This window comes from Kribbella sp. NPDC104218 (genome assembly GCF_055584105.1).
Window position 1 is genome coordinate 355,956 of record NZ_JBVJMQ010000005.1, and the last position, 23,648, is coordinate 379,603.

Sequence of the window (23,648 nt, forward strand, 5' to 3'; positions counted from 1 at the left end):
ATAAGAACTACATCGCGTAGTAGATCCGCGCTACGATCTACTACGTACCGTCGTAGATGCGTCTGGAGGGGTTCGTGGACATCCTGGATCTGGCCCGCTGGCAGTTCGCCGTCACCACCGTGTACCACTTCTTCTTCGTGCCGGTGACGATCTCCCTGGTCGCGATCACGGCCGGGCTGCAGACCGCCTGGTACCGCACCGGCAAGGAGAAGTACCTGCGGCTGACCAAGTTCTACGGCAAGTTGTTCCTGATCAACATCGCGATGGGCGTCGTCACCGGCCTGGTCCAGGAGTTCCAGTTCGGGATGAACTGGTCGGACTACTCGCGCTTCGTCGGTGACGTCTTCGGCGCCCCGCTCGCGCTCGAGGGTCTGCTCGCCTTCTTCGTCGAGTCGACGTTCATCGGCCTCTGGATGTTCGGCTGGGACCGGCTGCCCAAGCTGGTCCACCTGGCCTGTATCTGGATGGTCGTCCTCGGTACGCAGCTGTCGGCCTACTTCATCCTCGCCGCCAACTCCTGGATGCAGAACCCGGTCGGTTTCCGGATCAACCCCGAGCGCGGCCGGGCCGAGCTGACCGATCTGTGGGCGGTGCTGACCAACAAGGTCGTGCTCGTCACCTATCCGCACACGATCTTCGCCGCGTTCATGGTCGGCGGCGCGTTCGTCGCGGCGGTCGCGCTGTGGCACCTGCTCCGCCGGCCCGGCGTCGATCGCGACGTCTTCCGGACGGCGCTGAAGATCGGCGCCGTGATCGTGCTCGCGGCCAGCGCCGGGGTCGCGCTCACCGGGGACCAGCAGGGCAAGGTGATGACCGAGGTGCAGCCGATGAAGATGGCCGCCGCCGAGGCGCTCTACGAGACCGAGAAGCCGGCAGCGCTGTCGCTGTTCACGATCGGCACGCTGGACGGCTCGAAGGAGGTCTTCTCGGTCAAGGTGCCGTACCTGCTGTCCTTCCTCGGGACGGGCAGTTTCGACGGCGAGGTCAAGGGCATCAACTCGCTGCAGGAGGCCTACGAGAAGCTCTACGGCCCCGGCTCCTACAACCCGAACATCCCGCTCGCCTACTGGACGTTCCGGCTGATGATCGGCGTCGGGCTCTCGGCCGGCGCGATCGCGCTGTGGTTGCTCTGGGCAACCAGAAAGGGCCGGGCGCCGGCCCCGTGGCTGATCTGGCTGGTCGCGCCGCTGCCGCTGCTGCCCCTGGTCGCGAACTGCTTCGGCTGGATCTTCACCGAGACCGGCCGCCAGCCCTGGCTGGTGTTCGGCCTGATGCCGACGGCCTCCGGCGTCTCCCCGGGGACGACGGCGACCGAGCTGATCATCTCGCTGGCCGGTTTCACCGTCCTGTACGGCGTCCTCGGGGTCGTCGAGGTGAAGCTGATGCTGCGCACGATCCGGGCCGGCCTGGCCGGGACGGACGCGCCCCCGCCCGAGAGTGCCCCGGACGACGCGCCGGATGCCGCCGAACCGCTGTCGTTCGCTTACTGAGAAGGGCTGGATCATGGAGCTCACGACCGTCTGGTTCCTGCTGATCGCCGGGCTGTGGACCGGGTACTTCGTGCTCGAGGGGTTCGACTTCGGGGTCGGGGCGCTGGTTCGGGTGCTCGGCCGCGACGAGCCCGAGCGGCGCGCGGTGATCACCACGATCGGCCCGGTCTGGGACGGTAACGAGGTCTGGCTGGTGATGGCCGGCGCGGCCATGTTCGCCGCCTTCCCGGAGTGGTATGCGACCGTCTTCAGCGGGTTCTACCTGCCGCTGTTCGCGATCCTGGTCGCGCTGATCCTGCGCGGGGTCGCGATCGAGTACCGCGGTAAACGGGCCGACCTGGAGTGGCGCGGCCGGATGGACACGGTGATCACCGTCGGCTCGGTGCTGCCGCCGCTGCTGTGGGGGATCACCTTCGCCAACCTGGTCCGCGGCGTCCCGCTGGATGCCTCGCACGAGTACATCGGCGGGCTGAGCGAGCTGCTGAACCCGTTCGCCCTGCTCGGCGGGCTGACCTTCACGGCGGTCTTCGTCACCCACGGCGCGATCTTCCTGGCCTTGCGAACCACCGGCGTACTGCGGGAGCGGGCGAACCGGCTGGCTGGTCAGGTCGGTGTGGTCGCCGCAGTCCTCGCTGTCGCCTTCTTGTGGTGGGCTCAGGCGTTGCGCGGGGACACTGCCTCGGCTGTGGTCGCAGCGGCCGCCGCAGCGGCGTTCGTCGGCGGTCTGGTGGCCAACCGGCTCGGCCGGGAGGGCTGGGCCTTCACCGGGTCAGCGGTCGCGACCGGGCTGGCTGTGGTCTCGTTGTTCGCTGCGCTGTTCCCGGCCGTGCTGCCCTCGACGCTGAGCCCGGAGACGACGCTGACCGTGGCCGAGGCGGCGTCGACGGCGTACACGTTGAAGATCTTGACGATCATCGCGGGGATCTTCACACCGCTCGTGCTGCTCTACCAGGGCTGGACGTACTGGGTGTTCCGCAAGCGGGTCGTGGTGGTGGCATGAAGCCGCTTGATCCGCGGCTGCTGCGCCGGGCTCGTGCGGCTCGGAGCTTCCTGGCGGCCTCGGTCCTGATCGGTGTCGCGAGTGGTGCGCTGATCATCGTCCAGGCGGTGCTGCTGGCCAAGGTAATCGCCGGGGTGGTGCTGGCGGGTGCTGACGTGACCGGTGCGGCCTGGGCGCTCGCCGCTGTGGTTGCTGGGCGGGCCGCGTTGCTCTGGGTGCAAGAGGTGGTTGCGCAGCGGTCTGCTGCGGCCGTGAAGTCGACGCTGCGGCGGCAGACGCTGGAGCATGCGCTGAAGCTCGGTCCGGTCTGGCTGAGCGGTGAGCGGAGCAGTTCGCTGACGACCTTGCTCACCAAGGGTCTCGACGACCTCGATCCGTACTTCGCCCGCTACCTCCCGCAGCTGGTGCTGGCCGCGACCGTTCCGGCCGGTGTGATCGGCTGGATGGCGACCGGCGATCTGATCGCCGCCGGGACGGTCGTCATCACCCTGCCGTTGATCCCGATCTTCATGGCGCTGATCGGCTGGGCGACCCAGGCGCACAGCCGGCGCCGGCAGCGCGCGCTCGACCGGCTCGCCCATCACTTCACCGATGTGGTGACCGGTCTGCCGACGCTGAAGCTGTTCGGTCGCGCCAAGGCCCAGAGCGCCGCCGTCCGCCGGGTGACCGATCGGCATCGGGTGACGTCGATGAGCAGCCTGCGGCTCGCGTTCCTGTCCTCGCTCGCGCTGGAGCTGCTCGCCAGCATCTCGGTCGCGTTGGTGGCCGTCGGTGTCGGGCTGCGACTGATCGAGGGCCACCTCGGGCTGGAGACCGCGCTGATGGTGTTGATCCTCGCGCCCGAGGCGTACTTGCCGCTGCGCCAGGTCGGCATGCACTTCCACGCCAGCGCCGACGGCGTCGCCGCGAGTGAGGAGGTCTTCCGCGTGCTGGAGACGCCGCTGCCCGAGCGCGGCGACCGGTCCGACGTCCCGGATCTGCGCACCACCTCCCTGCATCTGTACGACGTGACCGTGCGCTACCCGGGTCGTGACGAGCCGGCGCTGGACGGGTTCGACCTGGAGGTGCGGCCGGGGGAGGTGCTCGCGCTGACCGGGCCGAGCGGCGCCGGTAAGTCGACCGTGCTGGCTGTGCTGCTCGGCTTCGTCGAGCCGGAGCGCGGTGTGGTGGTCGCGGGTGGCAGCGCGGCGGACGAGTTCGAGCCGAGTGCCTGGCGGCGGCAGTTCGCCTGGGTGCCGCAGCGGGCCGGGCTACGGTCGGGGAGTGTCGCGGACAACGTGCGCCTCGGGCAGCCGGAGGCCTCCGATGACGCCGTTCGGCTCGCGCTGCTGGCGGCCGGTGCGGGTGAGTTGGAGCTCGACAAGGCGGTCGGTGAGGGCGGGCAGCTGCTGTCGGGCGGGCAGCAGCGGCGGGTGGCGTTGGCGCGGGCATTGGTGACCGACGCGCCGGTTCTGCTCCTCGATGAGCCGACGGCCGGGCTGGATGCGGATACCGAGGCCGCAGTGATCGCCGGCCTGCGCGCGACCGGCCGCACGGTGTTGATGGTCGCGCACCGGCCTGCGCTGATTGCAGCGGCTGACCGAAGCGTTGTCGTGGGACCACGAGAGTTGGTGCTGGCGTGAGCAGCTGGGAGTTGATCCGGCCGGACCGGCGAGTGTGGTGGCGGCTGGCGTTGGCGCTGCTGGCCGGCGTTGGTGCCGCTGGGTCGGCGGTTGGCCTGTTGGCGACCTCGGCCTGGCTGATCACCACGGCGGCCGCGCAGCCGCCGGTGCTGATCCTGCTGGTCCCGATCGTCGCCGTCCGCGGGTTCGGCGTCGCGCGCGGCGTCTTCCGGTACGTCGAGCGGCTGGTCGGCCACGACGCGGCGTACCGGGTGTTGGGGGAGACCCGGGCCCGGATCACCACGCGGCTGGAGCGGCTGGCTCCGGGCGGGCTGAGTGGGCGGCGGCAAGGTGACCTGCTGGCGCGGCTGGTGCTGGATGTCGATGCGGTGCTCGATCTGTGGTTGCGCGTTCTGCTGCCGGTGGCCGTCGCAGCAGCGACCGCGACCGCGACCGTCGCCTTGATCGCGCTCCTGCTGCCGACGGCGGGTGCGGCCGTCGCTGTCGCCGTGCTGGTCGCGTGCACGGTGGTGCCGTGGCTGACTGCCTGGTCGGCTCGGCGGGCCGAGCGCAGCGTGGCCGGCGCCCGCGGTGACGTCGCAGCGGCGGCGACGGAGACGCTGCTGACCGCAGGTGAGGTGATCGCCTTCAACGCGACCGACCGGGTGCTGGAGGCGTTCAGTGCCCGCGACGCGCGGCTGGCGGCGGCAGAGCGGCGGTCGGCCTGGAGTGCGGGGCTGGGCGGCGCGTTGCTGGTGGTGTGTGTCGGCGGTGCGAGCATCGCCGGTCTGGTGCTGGGCAGTACGGCGAGCATTACCGGCGCGGTGTTCGCCGTACTCGTCCTCACCCCGTTGGCGCTGGCCGATGTCCTCGGCGGCGTCCCCGCGGCGGCGCAGCTGGCGATCAGAGTGCGTTCGGCGCTCGGTCGGGTCCAGGAGCTGGTCGACAGTCCAGAGCCGGTGGCTGAGCCGCAGAAGCCGGCCGCGCTGCCGCAGGGGCGGGGCCTGCAGGTCAGGCAGCTCCGCGTCGGGTACGGCGCCGACAGCGACGTGCTGAGCGAGCTGAGCCTGGACATGCCGGCCGGGAGCCGAGTGGTGATCACCGGGCCGAGCGGCGCCGGCAAGAGCACGCTGGCCGCCGTGCTGCTGCGATTCCTGGAGCCGCGCGCAGGTCAGGTGCTGCTGGACGGCGTCGACCTGGCCAGTCTGGAGGGCGACCAGGTCCGGTCCGTGGTCGGGCTGCTCACGCAGGAGAGCCACGTCTTCGACACGACCATCCGGGAGAATCTCCTGCTCGCGGACCCGGGCGTCAGCGACCTGCGGATCTGGCGAGCGCTCTACCTGGCCCGGCTCGGGGTCTTCGTCGAGCGCCTGCCGGAGGGGCTGGACACACTGGTCGGCGAGCACGGCGCGCGGTTGTCCGGTGGGCAGCGGCAGCGGCTCGCCTTCGCCCGGCTCCTGCTCGCGCAGCGCGACGTCCTGATCCTCGACGAGCCGACCGAGCATCTGGACGAGGAGACCGGCCGCGCGCTGCTGGCCGATCTGTTCGCGGCGGCCGGTGAGCGGACCGTCGTCCTGCTGACCCACCGGCCGGAGCTGGCGCCCGCTCACATAGCGCGACAGGAGGTGCATCTGCGGTGACGGATGCGCTGCGCGGGCCGTGCGTCTGCCAAGATGGGGAATCGTGTCGATCCCTTTGCTGACTGATCAGGTCCTGCTCGCGATCATCATCGCGGCGGTGGTCGTGCTGGGCGCTGTCGCCGGGCTCGTCATCGCCCGCCGCCGGAGGTCGGAGTTGCCGTCGGCGACCACGCCGACGCTGGACGCGGCCGAGCCGACCGTGGGCGAGGACGCCGAGCAGCCCCGGGACACCCCGACCCGCACGCTCGAGGACACCGAGCTGCCCGCCGAACCGGCCGCTCCGGCCGTCGAGAAGCCCGAGTCCGCGCAGGGCCGGCTGGTCCGGCTGCGCGCGCGGCTGGCGCGGTCGCAGGGATCGCTCGGCAAGGGCCTGCTGGCGCTGCTGTCCCGCGACAAGCTGGACGAAGAGACGTGGGAGGACATCGAGACCACGCTGATCACCGCGGACGTCGGCGTCGGCCCCACGCAGGAGCTGGTCGAGAAGCTGCGGACGCGGATGCGCGTCGAGGGCGTCGGCGCCGCGCAGGCCCGCGACGTCCTCCGTGAGGAGCTGATCACGCTGGTCGACCCGTCGATGGACCGTTCGCTCGCGGTCACCCGGAAGGAGTCGCAGCCGGCCGTCGTCCTGGTCGTCGGCGTCAACGGCACCGGCAAGACCACGACCGTCGGCCGGCTCGCCCGCGTGCTCGTCGCCGAGGACAAGCATGTCGTCCTGGGTGCGGCGGACACCTTCCGCGCCGCCGCCGCGGACCAGCTGCAGACCTGGGGTGAGCGCGTCGGCGCCCGGACCGTGCGCGGCCCTGAGGGCGGGGACCCGGCCAGCATCGCGTTCGACGCGGTCAAGCAGGGCATCGCCGAGGAGGCGGACGTCGTCCTGGTCGACACCGCCGGGCGGCTGCACACCAAGACCGGCCTGATGGACGAGCTCGGCAAGGTCAAGCGCGTCATCGAGAAGTCGGCCGAGGTCGACGAGGTGCTGCTCGTCATCGACGCCACCACCGGGCAGAACGGGCTCACCCAGGCGCGCGTGTTCGCCGACGTCATCAACGTGACCGGCCTGGTGCTGACCAAACTGGACGGCACGGCCAAGGGCGGCATCGTGATCGCGGTCCAGCGGGAGCTCGGCGTCCCGGTGAAGCTCGTCGGCCTCGGCGAGGGCGCCGACGACCTGGCGCCGTTCGAGCCGGAGCAGTTCGTCGACGCGTTGCTGGACTGATGTAGAGAACGCCCGCGCAGCTTCGTCCTTCGGTAAAACGGCCCGAAGAAGGAGACGAGAGATGACCAAGTTCCTGCTGCTGATGAACCACGACGGTGGCAACACCGAGACGATCATGCACGACTGGGACGAGGCCGATATGAAGGCCCACATGCAGTACCTGAGTGACAGCGTCGAGCGCCTGCGGGCCAGCGGTGAGCTGGTCGAGGTCCAGGGGCTGACCTGGCCGAAGCACGCCAAGGTCGTCCGCGCGGCGAGCGTCAGCGCGCCGGTGATCACCGACGGCCCGTACGCCGAGGCCAAGGAGGTCCTGGCCGGGTACACGCTGGTCGACGTGGACTCCGAGGAGCGGGCGCTCGAGATCGCCGCGGAGCAGTCCAGCGCGCCCGGCCCGGGTGGTGTGCCGCTCGAACAGCCGATCGAGGTCCGCCGGCTGATGGGGTCGGATGCCGACTTCTGGGACATCTGACGACCTCTTCGAGGGCCTGCTGCGTGAGCTGACGCCGCAGGTCCTCGGCGTGGTCGTCCGGCGCACCGGCGACTTCGCCGCGGCCGAGGACGCCGTACAGGAGGCGTTGCTGGCCGCTGCGACCACCTGGCCGCGGGACGGGCGTCCGGACAACCCGAAGGCCTGGCTGATCCAGACCGCGCTGCGGCGGTTCATCGACGAGGTCCGGCAGGAGCAGGCTCGGCGGCGGCGTGAGGAGAAGGCGGCGCTGCGGGACGTCCCGCCGGAAGAGGTCGAGGAGCAGGACGACACGCTGCGCCTGCTGTTCCTCTGCTGTCACCCGTCGCTCACACCGGCCTCGGCGATCGCGCTGACGCTGCGGGCCGTCGGTGGGCTCACGACGGCCGAGATCGCCACGGCGTACCTGGTGCCGGAGGCAACCATGGCGCAGCGGATCAGTCGGGCGAAGGGGCGGCTCAAGGGCGCCACCTTCGACCTGACGACAGATGCGGACGACCGGCTGCGCAATGTGCTGCATGTGCTGTATCTGATGTTCAACGAGGGCTACGCGAGTAGTAGCGGCCCTGAGCTGCACCGCAGTGACCTGTCGACTGAGGCGATCCGGCTGACGCGCGCAGTGCGCAGCCAGCTCAACAACGGCCAGGTGACTGGCTTGCTGGCGCTCATGTTGCTGACTGATGCTCGCCGCGCCGCGCGGACCGGTAGCGCCGGTGAGCTGATCCCGCTGGCCGAGCAGGACCGCAGCCTCTGGAACCAGGCGTACATCACCGAGGGCGTCGAGCTGGCCGTCCAGGCGTTCAGTTCGCCGCCGCTGGGGGAGTACCAGCTGCAGGCCGCGATCGCCGCGCTGCACGACGAGGTCGGCCGCGCCGAGGACACCGACTGGCCGCAGATCCTTGCGCTCTACGGCCTCCTGGAGAGCCTCTCCGGTAACCCGATGGTCAAGCTCAACCGCGCCATCGCCGCGGCCATGGTCGACGGCCCGGACGCCGGCCTCGAGCTGCTGGCGCCACTCGACGACGAGCTCCGCGGCAACCATCGGCTGGATGCGACGCGCGGCCACCTGTACGAGCTGCGCGGCGACCTCGAAACCGCCGTCGAGTACTTCCGGGCGGCCGCGCGCGGGACGACGAGCATCCCCGAGCGCGACTATCTGAGTCTGAAGGCGGCCGCGCTCAACGATATTGCGCGAAAGCCCCGCTGACGTCGTCCTCATCGGTTGCCAGCAGCAACCGAAGCAGCACCCGCGCCTTGTAGGGATCGAGGAAGCCGCCGTCGATCAGACCGCGCTGCAGCAGGTCGATCTCGGCGCCCGGGCCCGCGTAGGTGTTGCGGAGGATCGAGCCCGCGCCGGTCCGCGTCGTGAGGACGACGGGCATCGTCGCGGCGAGCGCTTCGAGCGCGGGCACGAGCGCGTGCGGGACATGCCCAGCGCCGAGCGCGGCGACGACCAGACCCTGGTGCGTGTCGGCCAAGCCGTTCAGCAGCAGGCCGTCGTCGTCCATCGTGATCGGGTACAGGGCAACCTTGGCCGAGGCGAGCGCACTCGGCTCAACGCTGCCCTGGAGGCCGTCCAGCCTCGCCGGCCGGGTGAGGACCCGGACCTGGTCCTCCACGACGTGGCCGATCGGCCCGGCCACCGGTGACGCGAACGCCGACGTACTGGTGCTGTGCGTCTTGCGGACCCAGCGGGCCGCGTGGATCTCGTCCTTGAACACGACGACCGCGCCGAGGTCGCGGGCCGCGGGGGAGCAGGCGACGCGGCAGGCGGCGAGCAGGTTGGCCGGGCCGTCCGGCCCAGCAAGGGTCGGGTTGCGCATGGCGCCGGTCAGGACGAAGGGCTGCGCGTGCGGCCACACCTGGTCGACCAGGAACGCCGTCTCCTCCAGGGTGTCCGTGCCCTGCGTGACCACGACGCCGGTCGCGCCGGCGGCGATCGCCTTGGACGCCGCGTCGACCACCTCGAGCACCTTGGCCGTGGTCAGGTTCGCGCTCGGCACCGCCTCGACGTCCTGGATCTCGACCGGCCGGCCCAGCGCGGCCAGCCCCGGCACCGCGGCCGTGAGATCGGCTCCGGTCAACCGGCGGTCGCCGGCCATGGCGATGGTGCCGCCCAACGTGAACAACGCGACGCTCACTACCAGCTCCTCACATGTCGACGGCCGCAGATTAGCGGGTCCGCGCCTTGACATGCATCCGCTCCCCTTGCGGCCCGTACAGGCAGAGGATCTCGGCCGGGCCGGGGCCGTCGTTACCGAACCAGTGCGGGACGCGGGTGTCGAACTCGGCCACCTCGCCGGCGCTCAGCACGAAGTCGTTGTCGCCGAGCACCAGGCGGATCTGCCCGGACAGCACGTAGATCCAGTCGTAGCCCTCGTGGGTGCGCTGGTCGACCTCGCCGCCCGGCCAACCGGCCGGCACGATCTGCTTGAAGGCCTGCAGCCCGCCCGGACGCCGGCTGAGCGGGATGACCGTCGCGCCGCCGTGTTTGACCGGTTTCGCGTGGATCCGCGGATCGCCGGTCGTCGGGGCGTCCACCAGCTCGTCGAGCTGCACCTGATGGGCACGGGCCAAGGGCAACAACAGCTCCAGCGTCGGCCGCCGCTGCCCGGACTCCAGCCGGGACAGCGTGCTGACCGAGATCCCGGTCGACTCCGACAACTGGGCGAGCGTCGTCCCGCGCTCGACCCGCAACGCCCGCAGCCGCGGGCCCACCGCTTCCAGCACCTCGTCGAACATCTTGCCATTCTGGCAAAGAAAGTTGTCGAAATCGAGAACGTCGGCGGATCCTCGGGGTAACGAGAGGAGCTGGACATCATGACGACGTACGACGTGATCGTGATCGGGGCCGGTGCGGCCGGGCTGAGTGGGGCGCTGGCGCTGGTGCGGTCGCGCCGGTCCGTGCTGGTCATCGACGACGGCCGGCCGCGCAACGCCCCGGCGGACCACGTGCACAACTTCCTGACCCGCGACGGCACTCCGCCGGCCGAGCTGTACGCGGTCGGCCGTGCCGAGGTCTCCGGGTACGGCGGTGAGTTCGCGACCGGCACCGTGGTCGGCGTCCGCCAGGGCGACGTTTTCACGGTCGAGGTGGCCGACGGGACGACGTACGCGGGACGGCGCGTTCTGGTCACTAGCGGGCTGACTGACGTACTGCCCGACGTACCGGGGCTGGCTGAGCAGTGGGGGACGGGTGTGCTGCATTGCCCGTACTGCCACGGCTGGGAGGTGCGGGACCAGGCAATCGGCGTACTGGCGACCACTCCGATGGCTCTGCACCAAGCGCAGCTGTTCCGGCAGCTGAGCGCTGATGTGACGCTGTTCCTGCACACTGCGGCCGATCCGACCGATGAGCAGTGGGAAGAGCTTGCGGCGCGCGGAATCGCCGTAGTGACCGGAAAGGTCGAGCAGATCGAGACAGTCGACGGGAAGCTCACCGGAGTCCGGCTGGAGGGCGGCAAAGTCGTTGCCCGCGACGTACTGACCGTGCAGACCGGGCTGCGCTCCCGCGCTGGCTTCCTGGTCGAGCTGGGGCTCGAAACCGCCGCAGTGGAGGCGAATGGGATGGTGATCGGCGATGCGCTCCCGGTCGATGCGATGAGCCAGACCGTTGTGCCAGGCGTCTATGCCGCCGGCAACGTGACCGAGCCGATGGCCCAGGTCGTCATGGCCGCGGCGGGTGGTTTGAAGGCCGGTTCGGTGATCAATGCGGATCTGATTCGCGAAGAGACGGGTTTGGCTCTCGCCGCACGAGGTAGTTGAGGAGTTAGATAGCGGCGGGAGGGGTGGATGCTCGAGACGGTCGACCCGGAGTTCGCGTCCTACGTGGACGCGCGACAGGGCAGATGGCTTCGTACTGCGTACCTGGTGTACGGCGACCTGGAGCGAGCCGAACACGCTCTGCTGCAGGCCTTCACCCGGCTGTCACCGCAGTGGTCCAAGGTGGATGACCCGGACGCGTACGTCCAAGGGGCGCTCTACCAACCGGCCCTGACCCGGTGGAGCCGGGTGCGGCCCTTTCCGGATACCGAGAGCCCAGTAGAACAAGCGCTTGCTGGACTGACGCCGACGCAGCGCACTGTCCTGGTGCTGCTGCATCTGGAGGAGCTGACCGAGTTCGAGACGGCAGACGTGCTGACGCTGTCGCAGACCGCCGTCCACGCCCAGGGCATGAGCGCTTTCAGCGCGATGCGCGGCCAGGGCATCGGTCGACGTGAGGACGTCGGTCCGGTACTCGCCGAGGTCGCAGACGAGCTACCCGAGGTCGACCTCGCCGACCGGGCCTGGACCGCCGGCAAGATCCTCAGACGGCGGAGGCGGCGCGCCACCGGGGCAGGAGTGCTGGCTGCCCTGGTGGTCGGCCTCATCGTTGCCCTGGCGTTCCTATCGGGCTGGCTCCCGGTCACGGGCTGACGGCTCGCGGATCACGCGCATCGTCAGCTCCACCAGGTAGTCGACGTCGTCGACGGCGGGCATCGGCTGGTTGATGACCAGCCGCAGGACGAACAGCCCGGACAGCCACTCCACCATCATCACCGGGTTGGCGGACCGGCGGATCGGCTCGCCGCGGGCCCACGCGCGCTCCAGGGCGGCGCGGGTGTGCTCGATACGGCGCTCCAGCAGGCTGCGGTAGATCGCGGCGGACCGCTCGTCGCGGTTCGCCTCGCTGATGCCGAGCCGCATCAGCGCGGCTCCCATCGGGTTGTTCACGAACGTCAAGGCGTTCCCGTAGACCTCGCGCAGGTCGCCTGCCAGCGACCCGGTGTCGGCGTCCGGGATCTCGATGTCGAACAGGTCGGCCATCGCGTCGTTGGCGAGCTCCTCTTTGCTCGCCCACCGGCGGTAGATCGTCGCCTTGCCGACTCCAGCGGCCTCGGCGACGTCGTCCACCGTCATTTTGTCGAACCCACGCTCCAGCAGCAGCTGGACGGCGTAGCGGCGGATCCTCGGCTCGGCGTCCGGATCGCGCGGCCTGCCGCGGCGTGGCGTCACCCCGTGGTCGATCTCCATTTCGTTCCCTACTTCGGACGGGAGCAGTGGCGCGGCTGCGACCCGTGTGGTCCAGGCCAGAGTGCCACAAGAGACCGCTCCGGGCGCTATGTCACGCCGATGTCACCTGGCCGGGCGCTTTGTCACCTGCCGGAAACAAACGAACCGATCGGCTGAAACGGCGCGCCGACACCGTGTGCGATGTGGCTGGGCGCGGGCTCCCCGGAGTTGTGGAGTTCACCCGATCGAGGACGCCGGCCACCCCCAGATGAGCATGGAAGGGATGACGTTGATGGAGATCAACGCCGGCGATACCGCCTGGGTCTTGGCTTGTGCCGCCCTGGTGATGCTGATGACACCGGGCCTGGCTTTCTTCTACGGCGGGATGGTACGCGTCAAAAGCGTGCTGAACATGATGATGATGAGCTTCATCACCATCGCCGTCGTCACTGTCCTGTGGGTGCTGGTCGGTTACTCGCTGACGTTCGGCGGTGACAACGGGCACGTGATCGGGAACTTCTCCGAGGTCGGGCTGAAGGGCCTGATGGCGCCCGAGGCGATCAGCGGCACCACGCCGGAGCTCGCCTTCGTCGCCTTCCAGCTGATGTTCGCGATCATCACCCCGGCGCTGATCTCCGGCGCCATCGCGGACCGGGTGACGTTCCGCGGCTGGATCGCGTTCGTGGCCGGCTGGACCTGCCTGGTCTACTTCCCGGTCGCGCACTCGGTCTGGTTCCTGGACGACGGCAACGGCGGCTGGATCGGCGACAAGCTGAAGGCCATCGACTTCGCCGGCGGTACGGCGGTGCACGTGAACGCCGGTGCGGCCGCGCTGGCCCTGGCGATCGTGCTGGGTAAGCGGATCGGCTGGAAGAAGGACCCGATGCGGCCGCACAGCCTGCCGCTGGTGCTGCTCGGCACCGCGCTGCTGTGGTTCGGCTGGTTCGGTTTCAACGCCGGCTCCGCGCTGAGCGCCGGTAGTACCGCCGCCATCACGTTCGTGAACACCCAGGTGGCCACCGCGGCCGCGGTCATCGGCTGGCTGATCGTGGAGCGCCTCGTCCACGGCAAGGCGACCACGCTGGGCCTGGCGTCCGGTGCGGTGGCCGGTCTGGTCGCGATCACCCCGTCCTGCGGTGCGGTGAGCCCGATCGGCGCGATCATCCTCGGTGTCTTCGCCGGCGCCATCTGCGCCTTCGCCGTCTCGCTGAAGTACAAGCTGGGCTTCGACGACTCGCTCGACGTGGTCGGCGTCCACCTGGTCGGCGGTTTGTTCGGCTCGCTCGCGATCGGCCTCCTCGGCACCGCCGCGGCGCCGTCCGCGGTCGACGGTCTCTTCTACGGCGGCGGCGCGGGTCAGCTCGGCCGGCAGGCGCTGGCCAACGTGGCGGTCGCCGTCTACTCGTTCGCGATCGCCTTCGTCCTCGGCAAGGTGATCGACAAGACCATCGGCTTCCGCCTCAAGGAGGAGGACGAGGTCACCGGTGTCGACCAGGTCGAGCACGCGGAAACGGCGTACGACTTCCTCAGCGCGACCGGCCTGCGCGGCGCGCTGTCGGCCCGGCCGGCGCCGGCTGCCGCCCCGGTCCAGGACAATGGCTCCACCGAGACTTCCGAGAAGGAAGGTGCCAACGCATGAAGCTGATCACCGCGGTGATCAAGCCGCACAAGCTGGACGACGTCCGAGGTGCCCTGGAGACGTTCGGCGTCACCGGGATGACAGTCTCGGAGGTGCTCGGCTACGGTCGCCAGAAGGGCCACACCGAGGTGTACCGCGGCGCGGAGTACGAGGTGGACCTGGTTCCCAAGGTCCGGCTCGAGGTCGTCGTCGAGGACGGCGACGCGGGTGACGTCGTGGATGTGGTCGTCAAGGCCGCGCAGACCGGCAAGATCGGCGACGGCAAGGTCTGGGTGACCTCGGTCGAGTCGATCGTCCGGGTCCGCACCGGCGAGCTGGACGGAGACGCGCTCTAGATGGTGAATCGGGCAGCACAGCGGTGCGCCCGGGCCGAAGAGGCCGACGCGCTGCTGTACCTGCTGCTCTCCAAGGCCTGCGACGCCCTCGGTGTACCCACCGAGGGCGTCGCCCTGGTCGCGGTGGGCGGCTACGGCCGTGAGGAGCTCTCGCCGTACAGCGACCTCGACGTGATGCTCCTGCACGTCGAGGGCTACCCGCGGCTGGACGAGTTGGCCGCCCAGATCTGGTACCCGCTGTGGGACTCGCGGACCAAACTGGACCACAGCGTCCGGACGGTCGCGCAGGCGCAGCAGTCCGCGGCGGACGACGTACGCGTCGCGCTGGGTCTGCTGGACGCGCGCCACGTCGCCGGGGACTCGCACCTCACCCTGCAGCTCCGATCGGTGCTGATGGCTGACTGGCGGCGGACGGCGAAGAAACGGCTGCCCGAGCTGGCCAAGGCGTGCCGCGACCGGGCGACCTCGGTCGGTGAGCTGGCGCATCTGGCCGAGCCGGACCTGAAGGAGGCGTACGGCGGACTGCGGGACGCCGTCGTACTGCGGGCGCTGGTCGCGTCCTGGCTGATCGACGTACCGCATCCTGTGGTGGAGCGGACGCGCCGGGATCTGCTGGATGTCCGTGATGAGCTGCATTCGGTGACTGGTCGCGCTACCGACCGCCTGGTGGCAGATGTGGCCGGGGAAGTCGCTGCCGGGCTTGGCCTGGGCGGACGGGACGAGCTGCTCCGGCATGTGTACGAGACCGGCCGCGCGCTCGCTTACGTCTGTGACATGTCCTGGCGTCGGGTTGAGAGCCTGCTGACCCGGCCGCCGCGGTCCCGGCGGTTGCAGCGGACCGGGGGACCGTTGCTGGTGGCACTCGATGAGGGTGTCGGGCAGCACGAAGGTGAAGTAGTGCTGATGGCGGACGCGCGTCCGGAGCGGGACGCCGTCCTCGGTCTACGCGCTGCCGCGGTCGCTGCGGACCGAGAGCTCGGTCTGTCACCCGCAGTCTGCAATCGACTGGCCACAAAGGCGTTGGCGCTCTCAGAACCCTGGCCTGGTGAGGCGCGGCGGTTGCTGTGCGCACTACTTGGTGCGGGCAACGGTCTGCTCGAAGTCTGGGAGGCCCTCGACCAAGCCGGCTACATCTCACGCATCCTGCCGGAGTGGGACACCGTGCGGTTCCGGCCACCGCAGTCCGCGATCCACCGCTTCACCGTCGACCGGCATCTGCTGGAGACCTGTGTCGAGGCCGCCAAGATGGTGCGCGACGTACGCCGTCCGGACCTGTTGCTCGTCGCCGCACTGCTGCACGATCTCGGCAAGGCGGTCGACGGCGACCACAGCGTCACCGGTGCGGTGATCGCAGCGCGCATCGCGCGCCGGATCGGCTTCAACGACGCCGATGCGGACACCATCACGCTCCTCGTCCGGCAGCACCTCATGCTCGCCCAGGTTGCCACCAGACGCGATCTGGACGACCCGATGACCGTCGACCTCGTCGCCGGCATCGTCCGCGACACCGAGACCCTCGACCTGCTCGAAGCCCTCACGTACGCCGACGCCCGCGCAGCCGGCCCAGCGGCGTCCTCCCCGTGGCGCATCCGCCTCGTCGGCGAGCTGTGCCGTCGCGTCCGCGGTGAGCTCTCCGGCGGCCAGAGCATGTGGACCGACACCCCACCGATCCCAGTGCCCGCGCTCCACCAGGTCGTCGGCATCGGCGGCCTCGGAGTGGCCGTCACCGACCACCACGGCGACCTGCGCGTCAGCGTCGCCGTACCGGACCAAGTAGGCACCCTCTCGACCGTCGCCGCCGTCCTGGCCGTCGAACGGCTCGCAGTCCGCGCCGCCGTCGTCACCTCCGTCGACGGCCTCGGCATCTCCCAATGGACCGTCGCCGGCTCCCCACCCGACCCCGTCCGCCTCCGAGACCGCCTAGCGGTTGCCCTCCGCGACAACACCGACCTCGTCCGCCGCCTGGCCGCCCGAGACTCCTCAGCCCCCAGAGTCGCCAGCCGCGTAGACCTCCTCCCCGGCGCCTCCGAAACCGCCACCGTCCTCCAAGTCCGCGCCCACGACCGCCCAGCCCTCCTCTACGACGTAACCGCCGCCATAGCCGCCACCGGCGCCGACATCCGCTCCGCCCACGTCAGCACCCTCGGCGCCGAATGCGTAGACGTCTTCTACCTCACCGACCGCCACGGCTCCCCCCTCGAAGAAGAAGACGCCCGCACCACCGCCAAAACCGTCCTGGATCGCCTGACCTTCTAATCTCGGCTCTATGCGTCTTATCGAGTCTCTTCAGCGGCAGGCCGGGTGGTGTGAGGGGCTGGGGTCGCCGATGTATGCGGAGTTGTTGCGGCGGGTGGTGGACGACCTCGAGGTGGGTGGGGTGTCTGCTGGGGTGTTGGCGGGGTATGAGGACGCCGGGCCGGGGGATGCGGTGGGGTTGCGGTTGTTGGGGGGTGTGCATGGGCTGGTGCTGGCGGGGGAGGCGCCGGAGTTGGCGGCGTTCTATCCGAGTGTGGGTGGGGTTTGGGATCCGGTGCTCGGGTGGGAGGCGTTCGAGCAGGTGTTGGGGGCTCGGTCGGGTGAGGTGCGGGCGTTGTTGACGCAGCCGCCGCAGACGAATGAGGTGCGGCGGTCGGCGGCGCTGTACGGCGGGCTGTTGCAGCTGGTGCGGGAGGTGCCGTTGCCGGTGCGGCTGTTCGAGATGGGGGCCAGTGCTGGGCTGAACCTGCGGGCTGATCATTTCCAGTACGTCGTGGACGGGCGGTCGTACGGCGCGGTCGACAGCCCGGTGGTCATCGAGGACGCGTGGTCGGGGCGGGTGCTGGAGCCGGTTGAGCTGCGGGTCGCGGAGCGGGTCGGGGCTGACATCGCGCCGGTGAATCCGCTGTCGGAGGAGGGGGCGCAGACGCTGGCGTCGTACGTGTGGGCGGACATGCCTGAGCGGTTGGCGCGGCTGCGGGCTGCGGTGGAGGTCGCGCGGCGGGTGCCGGCTGATGTGCGGCGTGAGGATGCGGTGTCGTTCGTCCGGGGGCTGGAGTTGTCGCCGGGGCATCTGACCGTGCTGTGGCACTCGATCATGTGGCAGTACCTGACAGATGCGGACCGGGCGGCGGTGGATGCGCGGGTGGCTGAGCTGGGGGAGCGGGCCGACGAGACGGCGCCGTTCGCGCGGCTGCGATACGAACCGGGGCCCGAGCAGGGGTTCGTGATCGAGGTGGAGACCTGGCCGGGCGGCGTCCGGCGGGGGCTCGGACGTATCGAGGGTCACGGTCAGGGGCTGGTCTGGGAGCTTCCCTTCGGCGTCAGCTGACGATTAGGGTGAGTTAGGTAAGGCTTACCTATCTCAAGGGAGTTCCCGCTCAGATGATGCGCCGTATCGTTCTGACTCTCACCGCCGCCGTCGCGCTCTCCGCCGGGCTGGTCGCTCCGGCCTCGGCCGCGCCCGGTAGCGCTTCGAATCTTGGCAAGACCCTGAACGCCTCGAACGCGACCGGCCTCGCGAAGGCCGGCGAGACCATCACCGTGACCGGCAGTGGCTACAACCCGGCTCAGGGGTACTACGTGGCGCTGTGCGCCGTCCCGTCGGACTACAGCTACGGCACCAAGCCGAGCCCGTGCGCGGGTGGCGACGGCCAGGGCGGGACGACGGTCGGCCCGTCGGCGTGGGTGACGAACAACCCGCTCGGCGGCAGCGCGTCGTACCCGATCGCGTCGAACGGGACGTTCACCGCGCAGATCCGGATCGCCGAGGTGAACTCGGGTCTCGACTGCAGCGACCCGGACATCACCTGCGCGATCGTCAGCCGCCGCGACCACTTCGCGTCGAACGACCGCACCGGCGACGTCTACATCCCGGTCTCGTTCAGCTGAGCGCTGCCACCAGCGTGTCGGTGAGCTCGGCCGCGTAAATCAGGTCGGGATCGAGATCGGGGTCGTAGATGCCGATGTCGATCCCGACGCAGTTGTCGGCCGCCAGGAGCGGTCGGAGCAGGGCCTGGAGCTGGGCGTGGTCGATGCCGCCCGGGTCCGGGCTGTCGACCGACGGCATGATCGCGGCGTCCAGGATGTCGACGTCCAGATGCACCCAGAAGCCGTCCAGTTCCGGGCGGGTCAGATGTTCGAGGACGCCGTCCGCGGCGGCGGCCGGGTCGGCGCTGATCCGCTGCGCCGACCAGTGCGGGATTCCGGCCTCCTCGAGCGTTTCCAGGTAGGCCTCGTCCTCCCGGTAGCCGAGCATGACGGCGTCGGTGTCGCGGACGTACGGCCCGAGCCCTTCCAGGTCCGTGAGGTCGGCCTGCCCGCGCCCGGTGACGAGCGCGAGCGCCTCGCCGCCGGCGGCGCCGACGTACTCGTCGTTGTCGACCGTCCGCATGTCCGAGTGGCCGTCGAGGTAGGCGACGCCATACCGCCCCAGCCGCTTCAGCGCCAGCGCCGGCCCGAGCAGGTTGCTGCACTCGCCGCCGAGCAGGACGACGAACTTGCCCTCGGCAACAAATCCGCCGACCCGATCGGCCAGCCGCTCGCTGTACGCCGCCATCGCCGCCGCGTTGAAGACGCCGTCACCCGGCCGCCACCCCTCCCGGTCGTACCGCGGCGGCACCACGCAACCGCCGTCCAGTGCGCCGATCCGCTCCCGGATCCCCTGGTCCCGCAACGCCCCTGCCAGCTTGTAGCACCCGGGCACAGCTCCCACCGCCGGTGGCCGCAACCCCAGGTTCGACGGCCCGTCCACCAGAACCCGCATCTCCACCCCTAACCATTAAATACACTTCGACCGGTTATCGCACCTTATCTCGGCCGGGTCCGGTTGTCAGGCGCGAGCGGCCGCGGCGGGGCCGGTAGACTCGGGGAGTTGTTCGAGGCTCGCTAGAGGATGGGTGTTCCCGTGTTCGACACGCTTTCCGATCGGTTGTCCGCTGCGTTCAAGAATCTGCGCGGCAAGGGCAAGCTGACCGACGCCGATATCGAGGCGACCACGCGGGAGATCCGGATCGCGCTGCTGGAGGCGGATGTCGCGCTGCCGGTGGTGCGGGAGTTCATCGCCAAGGTGCGCGAGCGGGCCGGCGGCGCCGAGGTGCGCGGCGGGCTGAACCCGGCGCAGCAGGTGATCAAGATCGTCAACGAGGAACTGGTCAGCATCCTCGGCGGCGAGACGCGCGAGCTGCGGATGGCCAAGCGGCCGCCGACGGTCATCATGCTCGCCGGTCTGCAGGGCGCGGGTAAGACGACCCTGGCCGGAAAGCTCGCCAAGTGGCTCAAGGAGACCAAGCACCAGACGCCGATCCTGGTCGCGGCGGACCTCCAGCGGCCGAACGCGGTGACCCAGCTGCAGGTGGTCGGCGAGCGGGCCGGCGTACCGGTCTACGCGCCCGAACCGGGGAACGGCGTCGGTGACCCGGTCGAGGTCGCGCGCAAGGCGATGGACGAGGCGCGCGCCAAACAGCACAGCGTGGTGATCGTCGACACCGCCGGCCGGCTGGGCGTCGACGAGGAGCTGATGAAGCAGGCCGCGGACATCCGCGACGCCGTCACACCTGACGAGATCCTCTTCGTCGTCGACGCGATGATCGGTCAGGACGCCGTCACCACCGCGCAGGCCTTCCTGGACGGCGTCGGCTTCGACGGCGTCGTCCTGTCCAAGCTGGACGGCGACGCCCGCGGTGGCGCCGCGCTGTCGATCGCCCAGGTCACCGGCCGCCAGGTGATGTTCGCCAGCAACGGCGAGAAGCTCGAGGACTTCGACGTCTTCCACCCCGACCGGATGGCATCGCGCATCCTCGGGATGGGCGACGTGATGAGCCTGATCGAGCAGGCCGAGCGCACCTTCGACGCGGAGGCGGCGGCCAAGACCGCGGCCAAACTGCAGAAGAAGGGCGGCAAGGACTTCACCCTGGACGACTTCCTCGCCCAGATGCAGTCGGTGCGCAAGATGGGCCCGCTGACCAAGATCTTCGGCATGCTGCCCGGCGCGAACCAGTTCAAGGACCAGCTGGAGAACTTCGACGAGCGGGAGATCGACCGGATCGAGGCCGTCATCCACTCGATGACGCCGGCCGAGCGTAACGACCCCAACATCATCAACGGCTCCCGCCGGGCCCGGATCGCCAAGGGCTCCGGGACGGAGGTGGCCACCGTCAGCGGCCTGGTCGAGCGGTTCTTCGAGGCCCGCAAGATGATGGCGGCGATGGCGTCCGGCAAGGGCATCCCCGGGATGCCGGGTATGCCGGGGATGCCCGGCGGCGGTGGCCGCAAGGCCAAGCAGCAACAGCAGAAGAAGGCCAAGAAGCGCGGCTCGGGCAACCCGGCCAAGCGGGCCGGCCAGGGCGCTCCGCAGCCGCAGGAGCCGCAGCCGGGCCAGCTCCCGGCGGCCTTCGGCGGCGGCGCGGGCGGCGGCGACTTCGAGCTCCCGGACGACCTGAAGAAGATGCTCGGCGGGGGTAAGTAGCCCCGCCGCGCCGCCCGTCCGGACAACCGGTCACTGCAGCAAGTGACACCCCGTTACCGGTTGTCGATGATCCGGAGCCCGCTAAGATCGTCCCTACGCCCGGATGGACAGACACTGCGGAACGTCGAAGGACGGATCGGATGAGGCAGCAGTTCAAGAACCTGGACACCTGGCGGGGCAAGCTGACCGCCACCTGGGTCTGCTTGGCTCCGCCTACCGCGATGGTCGCCGTTTTCGTGGTCGGCGGCGTGACGTCGAACACCTTCATCGTGGACGCGCACGCGCTGGCGCAGCCCCGGCCGGACTCCGTCTTCGACGAGCTGGCCAACAACCTGCCGAACCAGCCCGGCGTCGACGGCAGCCTGCCGACGCAGGACAAGTCGACCATCCAGGTCCCGATCACCGGCACCACCGACGGCACGGTCAATCCGATCCAGGGCGTCTCCGGGAACACCGCCGGCATCCCGAACACCGTGCTCGCGGCGTACCAGAAGGTCGCCACCGACCTGGCCACGGCGAAACCGGGCTGCCACCTGACCTGGCCGCTGCTGGCCGGGATCGGCAAGATCGAGTCCGATCACGCCAAGGGCGGCAAGGTCGACGCCAAGGGCGACACCCGCGGCCAGATCCTCGGCCCGGTGCTGAACGGCGGCCCGGGGATGGCGGCGATCTCCGATACCGACCAGGGCCAGTTCGACGGTGACCGGCAGTGGGACCGCGCGGTCGGCCCGATGCAGTTCATCCCCGGCACCTGGAAGGCCTTCGGCGCCGACGGGAACGGCGACGGCCTCAAGAACCCGCACAACATCTACGACGCCGCCCGCGCGGCCGGCGACTACCTGTGCTCCGGCGGCTCCAACCTGGCCGACGCCCAGGCGCTCGTGCAGGCCGTGCTGCGCTACAACCACTCGATGGACTACGTGTCCAAGGTGCTGCGCTGGATGCAGTCCTACAGCAAGCAGACGGTGACCGTGCCGAACGACGACGGCTCGATCGACAACCCCGGTGACGACGGCAACGCGAACGACCCCGGCCGCACCGACACCACGCCGACGCCGACCCCGACTCCGACGGTCACGCCGTCCCCGACGAAGCCGACGTCGCCGAAGCCGAGCACCAAGCCGACGAACACCCCGGGCGGGACGCCGTCGTCCCCGAAGCCGTCGACGCCGCCGCCGAGTACGCCGAAACCCCCGGTGACGCCGCCGACGAAGTACACGCCGCGGCCGACGCCCACGCCGACGACGCCGACCACCCCGACGTCGCCGACGCCCACGCCGCCGGCCTGCCCGCCGACCTCGACCCCGACGCCGGAGGAGACTCCGTCGACCACGCCGGAGGGCACCCCGACCGGGCAGGCCAAGGCCGAGGTACAGGCCGAGGAGCCGACGCCGACCTGCACGACCCCGCCGCCGAACCCCGACGCGGCCGCCGCGAGCCCGCAGGACGCGCCGAAATCCGGTAGCTGATTGCCTCTTGGGGCACCCTTCGGTGCCCGTTGCCGGCCGGGTTTGCGGGTCAGGTAACTTTGCGTCGTCTTGATGTAACTTTTTGGCGCATCGGTCGTTGACGAGATCATGCGCCTAACCCGTAGTGGTAACCGTCGGGTCAAAATAATCATCGCGTCACTGTGTACGGTCCCGCTCCTGGTCGGGGCCATCGTCACGGTGGCCTCGGGCGGGGCCGGTGCCTCCGGTCAGCTCGCGGCGGACAGTCCGGTGGCTCCTTCGCCTGGAGCCGGGCTGAACAGCGGTGAGTTCGACGAACTGACGATGATCGTGCCGCAGCGTCCCGGAGTGGACGGCCGGCTCGGTTCCGACAAACCCGCCCGTGCCGACGTGCCCGTCCAAGGGGCCACCGACGGCCGCTCGGTCGTCCGTCCCGGGCGCCCGGGTGCCGTCAACGGCATCCCGCGCGGGGTCTTCCCCGCCTACCGCCGCGCCACCGCGAATCTCGCCGTGGTCCGGCCGAACTGCGGTCTCACCTGGCCGCTGCTGGCCGGTATCGGCAAGGTCGAGTCCGACCACGCGAGCGGCGGCCGGGTCGACGTCGCGGGTACCACCCGCGGCAAGATCCTCGGCCCCCAGCTGAACGGCAAGGGCGGCAACGGCCGGATCACCGACAGCGACAAGGGTAAGTTCGACGGCGACCTGGTCTGGGACCGCGCGGTCGGGCCGATGCAGATCATCCCGCAGGTCTGGGACGACTTCGGCGCCGACGGCAACGGCGACGGCTTCCGCAACCCGAACAACGTCTACGACGCCGTCACGACGGTCGCCGTCTACCTGTGCGCCGAGGGCGACGACCTGAAGCGCCCGCGCGACCTGGTCGAGTCCCTGCTGCGCTACCAGCACTCGAAGGACTTCGTCGCCACCGTCCTGAAGTGGATGCGCGTCTACAGCAAGAACGCCGTCCTCGTCCCGAACGAGAAGGGCCTGCTGTCGGTCCCGAAGCCGGCCGGTAACGCCGAGCGCAAGACCGACCCGCGCGAGGTCCCGGACATCCCGGACGGTACGAAGACGCCGACCCCGACGCCGACGAAGAAGCCGACTGTGACGCCGCCGACCGGCACCCCGGACCCGGTGGACCCGACGACCACGACGCCGACCCAGAAGCCGACGAAGCCGCCGACACAGCGGCCCACGCCGACCCCGACGCCGACTCCCACGCCGACGCCGACCCCCACACCCACCCCGACGCCCACTCCCACGCCGACCCCCACGGAGACGCCCACCAGCTCTCCCTGTACGGCCGACCCCACGACCCCCACCTGCACCCCAGGCGGCGGCTCGCACGGGTAACCCCAGGGTTCCAGCAAGGCGTACGC

21 protein-coding genes are annotated in these 23,648 nt (G+C 70.1%); 17 read left to right on the forward strand and 4 right to left on the reverse strand.

Going from position 1 to position 23,648, the window contains the following annotated elements; translation table 11 throughout:
* The first annotated feature begins 74 nt into the window (after window positions 1–74).
* From ACZ6ZD_RS35075 to ACZ6ZD_RS35105, 7 genes are all read left to right on the forward strand, one after another.
* Window positions 75–1,490 (forward strand): cytochrome ubiquinol oxidase subunit I, encoded by a 1,416-nt coding sequence (locus ACZ6ZD_RS35075; RefSeq protein WP_465678860.1) that lies wholly within the window; start codon window positions 75–77, stop codon window positions 1,488–1,490.
* Between the two features lie 13 nt (window positions 1,491–1,503).
* A complete protein-coding gene (gene cydB, locus ACZ6ZD_RS35080; protein ID WP_465678710.1) occupies window positions 1,504–2,490 on the forward strand; it encodes a cytochrome d ubiquinol oxidase subunit II in 987 nt (328 codons plus the stop codon).
* Window positions 2,487–4,112 (forward strand): thiol reductant ABC exporter subunit CydD, encoded by a 1,626-nt coding sequence (gene cydD, locus ACZ6ZD_RS35085; RefSeq protein ID WP_465678711.1) that lies wholly within the window; start codon window positions 2,487–2,489, stop codon window positions 4,110–4,112. The genes cydB and cydD overlap by 4 nt, the downstream gene beginning before the upstream one ends.
* Window positions 4,109–5,731, forward strand: coding sequence for a thiol reductant ABC exporter subunit CydC (gene cydC, locus ACZ6ZD_RS35090; protein WP_465678712.1), 1,623 nt, complete (start codon window positions 4,109–4,111; stop codon window positions 5,729–5,731). The genes cydD and cydC overlap by 4 nt, the downstream gene beginning before the upstream one ends.
* A 43-nt stretch (window positions 5,732–5,774) precedes the next feature.
* Complete coding sequence (ftsY, locus tag ACZ6ZD_RS35095; RefSeq protein ID WP_465678714.1) at window positions 5,775–6,947, forward strand: signal recognition particle-docking protein FtsY; 1,173 nt, start codon at window positions 5,775–5,777, stop codon at window positions 6,945–6,947.
* Between the two features lie 61 nt (window positions 6,948–7,008).
* Window positions 7,009–7,416: a YciI family protein gene (locus ACZ6ZD_RS35100; RefSeq protein ID WP_465678715.1), complete on the forward strand. Its 408-nt coding sequence runs from the start codon at window positions 7,009–7,011 to the stop codon at window positions 7,414–7,416.
* Window positions 7,394–8,620 carry an RNA polymerase sigma factor gene (locus tag ACZ6ZD_RS35105; protein WP_465678716.1) on the forward strand — a complete coding sequence of 409 codons (1,227 nt, stop codon included), beginning with the start codon at window positions 7,394–7,396 and terminating at the stop codon, window positions 8,618–8,620. The genes ACZ6ZD_RS35100 and ACZ6ZD_RS35105 overlap by 23 nt, the downstream gene beginning before the upstream one ends.
* Here ACZ6ZD_RS35105 and ACZ6ZD_RS35110 read toward each other — a convergent pair.
* Together ACZ6ZD_RS35110 and ACZ6ZD_RS35115 are read right to left on the reverse strand one after the other, a co-directional pair.
* Entirely contained in the window at window positions 8,592–9,554 is a 963-nt protein-coding gene (locus tag ACZ6ZD_RS35110) for an asparaginase (RefSeq protein ID WP_465678718.1), read from the reverse strand. The genes ACZ6ZD_RS35105 and ACZ6ZD_RS35110 overlap by 29 nt on opposite strands.
* A gap of 31 nt (window positions 9,555–9,585) precedes the next feature.
* Window positions 9,586–10,155: a helix-turn-helix domain-containing protein gene (locus ACZ6ZD_RS35115; RefSeq protein ID WP_465678719.1), complete on the reverse strand. Its 570-nt coding sequence runs from the start codon at window positions 10,153–10,155 to the stop codon at window positions 9,586–9,588.
* A 78-nt stretch (window positions 10,156–10,233) separates the two neighbouring features.
* On the opposite strand from ACZ6ZD_RS35115, the gene ACZ6ZD_RS35120 reads away from it, so the two are divergent.
* Complete coding sequence (locus ACZ6ZD_RS35120) at window positions 10,234–11,178, forward strand: NAD(P)/FAD-dependent oxidoreductase (protein WP_465678721.1); 945 nt, start codon at window positions 10,234–10,236, stop codon at window positions 11,176–11,178.
* 27 nt (window positions 11,179–11,205) lie between these two features.
* Entirely contained in the window at window positions 11,206–11,829 is a 624-nt protein-coding gene (locus ACZ6ZD_RS35125) for a sigma factor-like helix-turn-helix DNA-binding protein (RefSeq protein ID WP_465678722.1), read from the forward strand.
* Here ACZ6ZD_RS35125 and ACZ6ZD_RS35130 read toward each other — a convergent pair.
* Window positions 11,800–12,426, reverse strand: a complete 627-nt coding sequence (locus ACZ6ZD_RS35130; RefSeq protein WP_465678724.1) for a TetR/AcrR family transcriptional regulator — start codon at window positions 12,424–12,426, stop codon at window positions 11,800–11,802. The two genes, ACZ6ZD_RS35125 and ACZ6ZD_RS35130, sit on opposite strands and share 30 nt — an antisense overlap.
* Before the next feature lie 262 nt (window positions 12,427–12,688).
* Between ACZ6ZD_RS35130 and ACZ6ZD_RS35135 the strand changes: the two genes are divergently transcribed.
* Genes ACZ6ZD_RS35135 through ACZ6ZD_RS35155 form a run of 5 tightly spaced genes read left to right on the forward strand, consistent with a single transcriptional unit; the run spans window position 12,689 to window position 18,246 of the window.
* Window positions 12,689–14,044, forward strand: a complete 1,356-nt coding sequence (locus ACZ6ZD_RS35135) for an ammonium transporter (protein ID WP_465678725.1) — start codon at window positions 12,689–12,691, stop codon at window positions 14,042–14,044.
* Window positions 14,041–14,379 (forward strand): P-II family nitrogen regulator, encoded by a 339-nt coding sequence (locus ACZ6ZD_RS35140; RefSeq protein ID WP_465678726.1) that lies wholly within the window; start codon window positions 14,041–14,043, stop codon window positions 14,377–14,379. Before ACZ6ZD_RS35135 ends, ACZ6ZD_RS35140 begins: the two co-directional genes overlap by 4 nt.
* Window positions 14,380–16,635: a [protein-PII] uridylyltransferase gene (locus tag ACZ6ZD_RS35145; protein WP_465678727.1), complete on the forward strand. Its 2,256-nt coding sequence runs from the start codon at window positions 14,380–14,382 to the stop codon at window positions 16,633–16,635.
* Window positions 16,636–16,645: 10 nt separating this feature from the next.
* Entirely contained in the window at window positions 16,646–17,686 is a 1,041-nt protein-coding gene (locus ACZ6ZD_RS35150) for a DUF2332 domain-containing protein (protein ID WP_465678729.1), read from the forward strand.
* Between the two features lie 53 nt (window positions 17,687–17,739).
* Complete coding sequence (locus tag ACZ6ZD_RS35155; protein ID WP_465678730.1) at window positions 17,740–18,246, forward strand: hypothetical protein; 507 nt, start codon at window positions 17,740–17,742, stop codon at window positions 18,244–18,246.
* On the opposite strand, the gene ACZ6ZD_RS35160 is transcribed toward ACZ6ZD_RS35155, so the two are convergent.
* Entirely contained in the window at window positions 18,239–19,120 is an 882-nt protein-coding gene (locus ACZ6ZD_RS35160; RefSeq protein WP_465678731.1) for an arginase family protein, read from the reverse strand. The two genes, ACZ6ZD_RS35155 and ACZ6ZD_RS35160, sit on opposite strands and share 8 nt — an antisense overlap.
* Before the next feature lie 141 nt (window positions 19,121–19,261).
* On the opposite strand from ACZ6ZD_RS35160, the gene ffh reads away from it, so the two are divergent.
* The 3 genes from ffh to ACZ6ZD_RS35175 all read left to right on the forward strand — a co-directional run bounded on the left by ffh (window position 19,262) and on the right by ACZ6ZD_RS35175 (window position 23,622).
* Complete coding sequence (gene ffh, locus ACZ6ZD_RS35165; RefSeq protein ID WP_465678733.1) at window positions 19,262–20,821, forward strand: signal recognition particle protein; 1,560 nt, start codon at window positions 19,262–19,264, stop codon at window positions 20,819–20,821.
* A 140-nt stretch (window positions 20,822–20,961) separates the two neighbouring features.
* Entirely contained in the window at window positions 20,962–22,290 is a 1,329-nt protein-coding gene (locus tag ACZ6ZD_RS35170) for a lytic transglycosylase domain-containing protein (RefSeq protein ID WP_465678734.1), read from the forward strand.
* A gap of 249 nt (window positions 22,291–22,539) precedes the next feature.
* On the forward strand, window positions 22,540–23,622 hold the full coding sequence (locus ACZ6ZD_RS35175; protein ID WP_465678735.1) for a lytic transglycosylase domain-containing protein: 1,083 nt from the start codon (window positions 22,540–22,542) through the stop codon (window positions 23,620–23,622).
* Window positions 23,623–23,648: the final 26 nt, after the last annotated feature.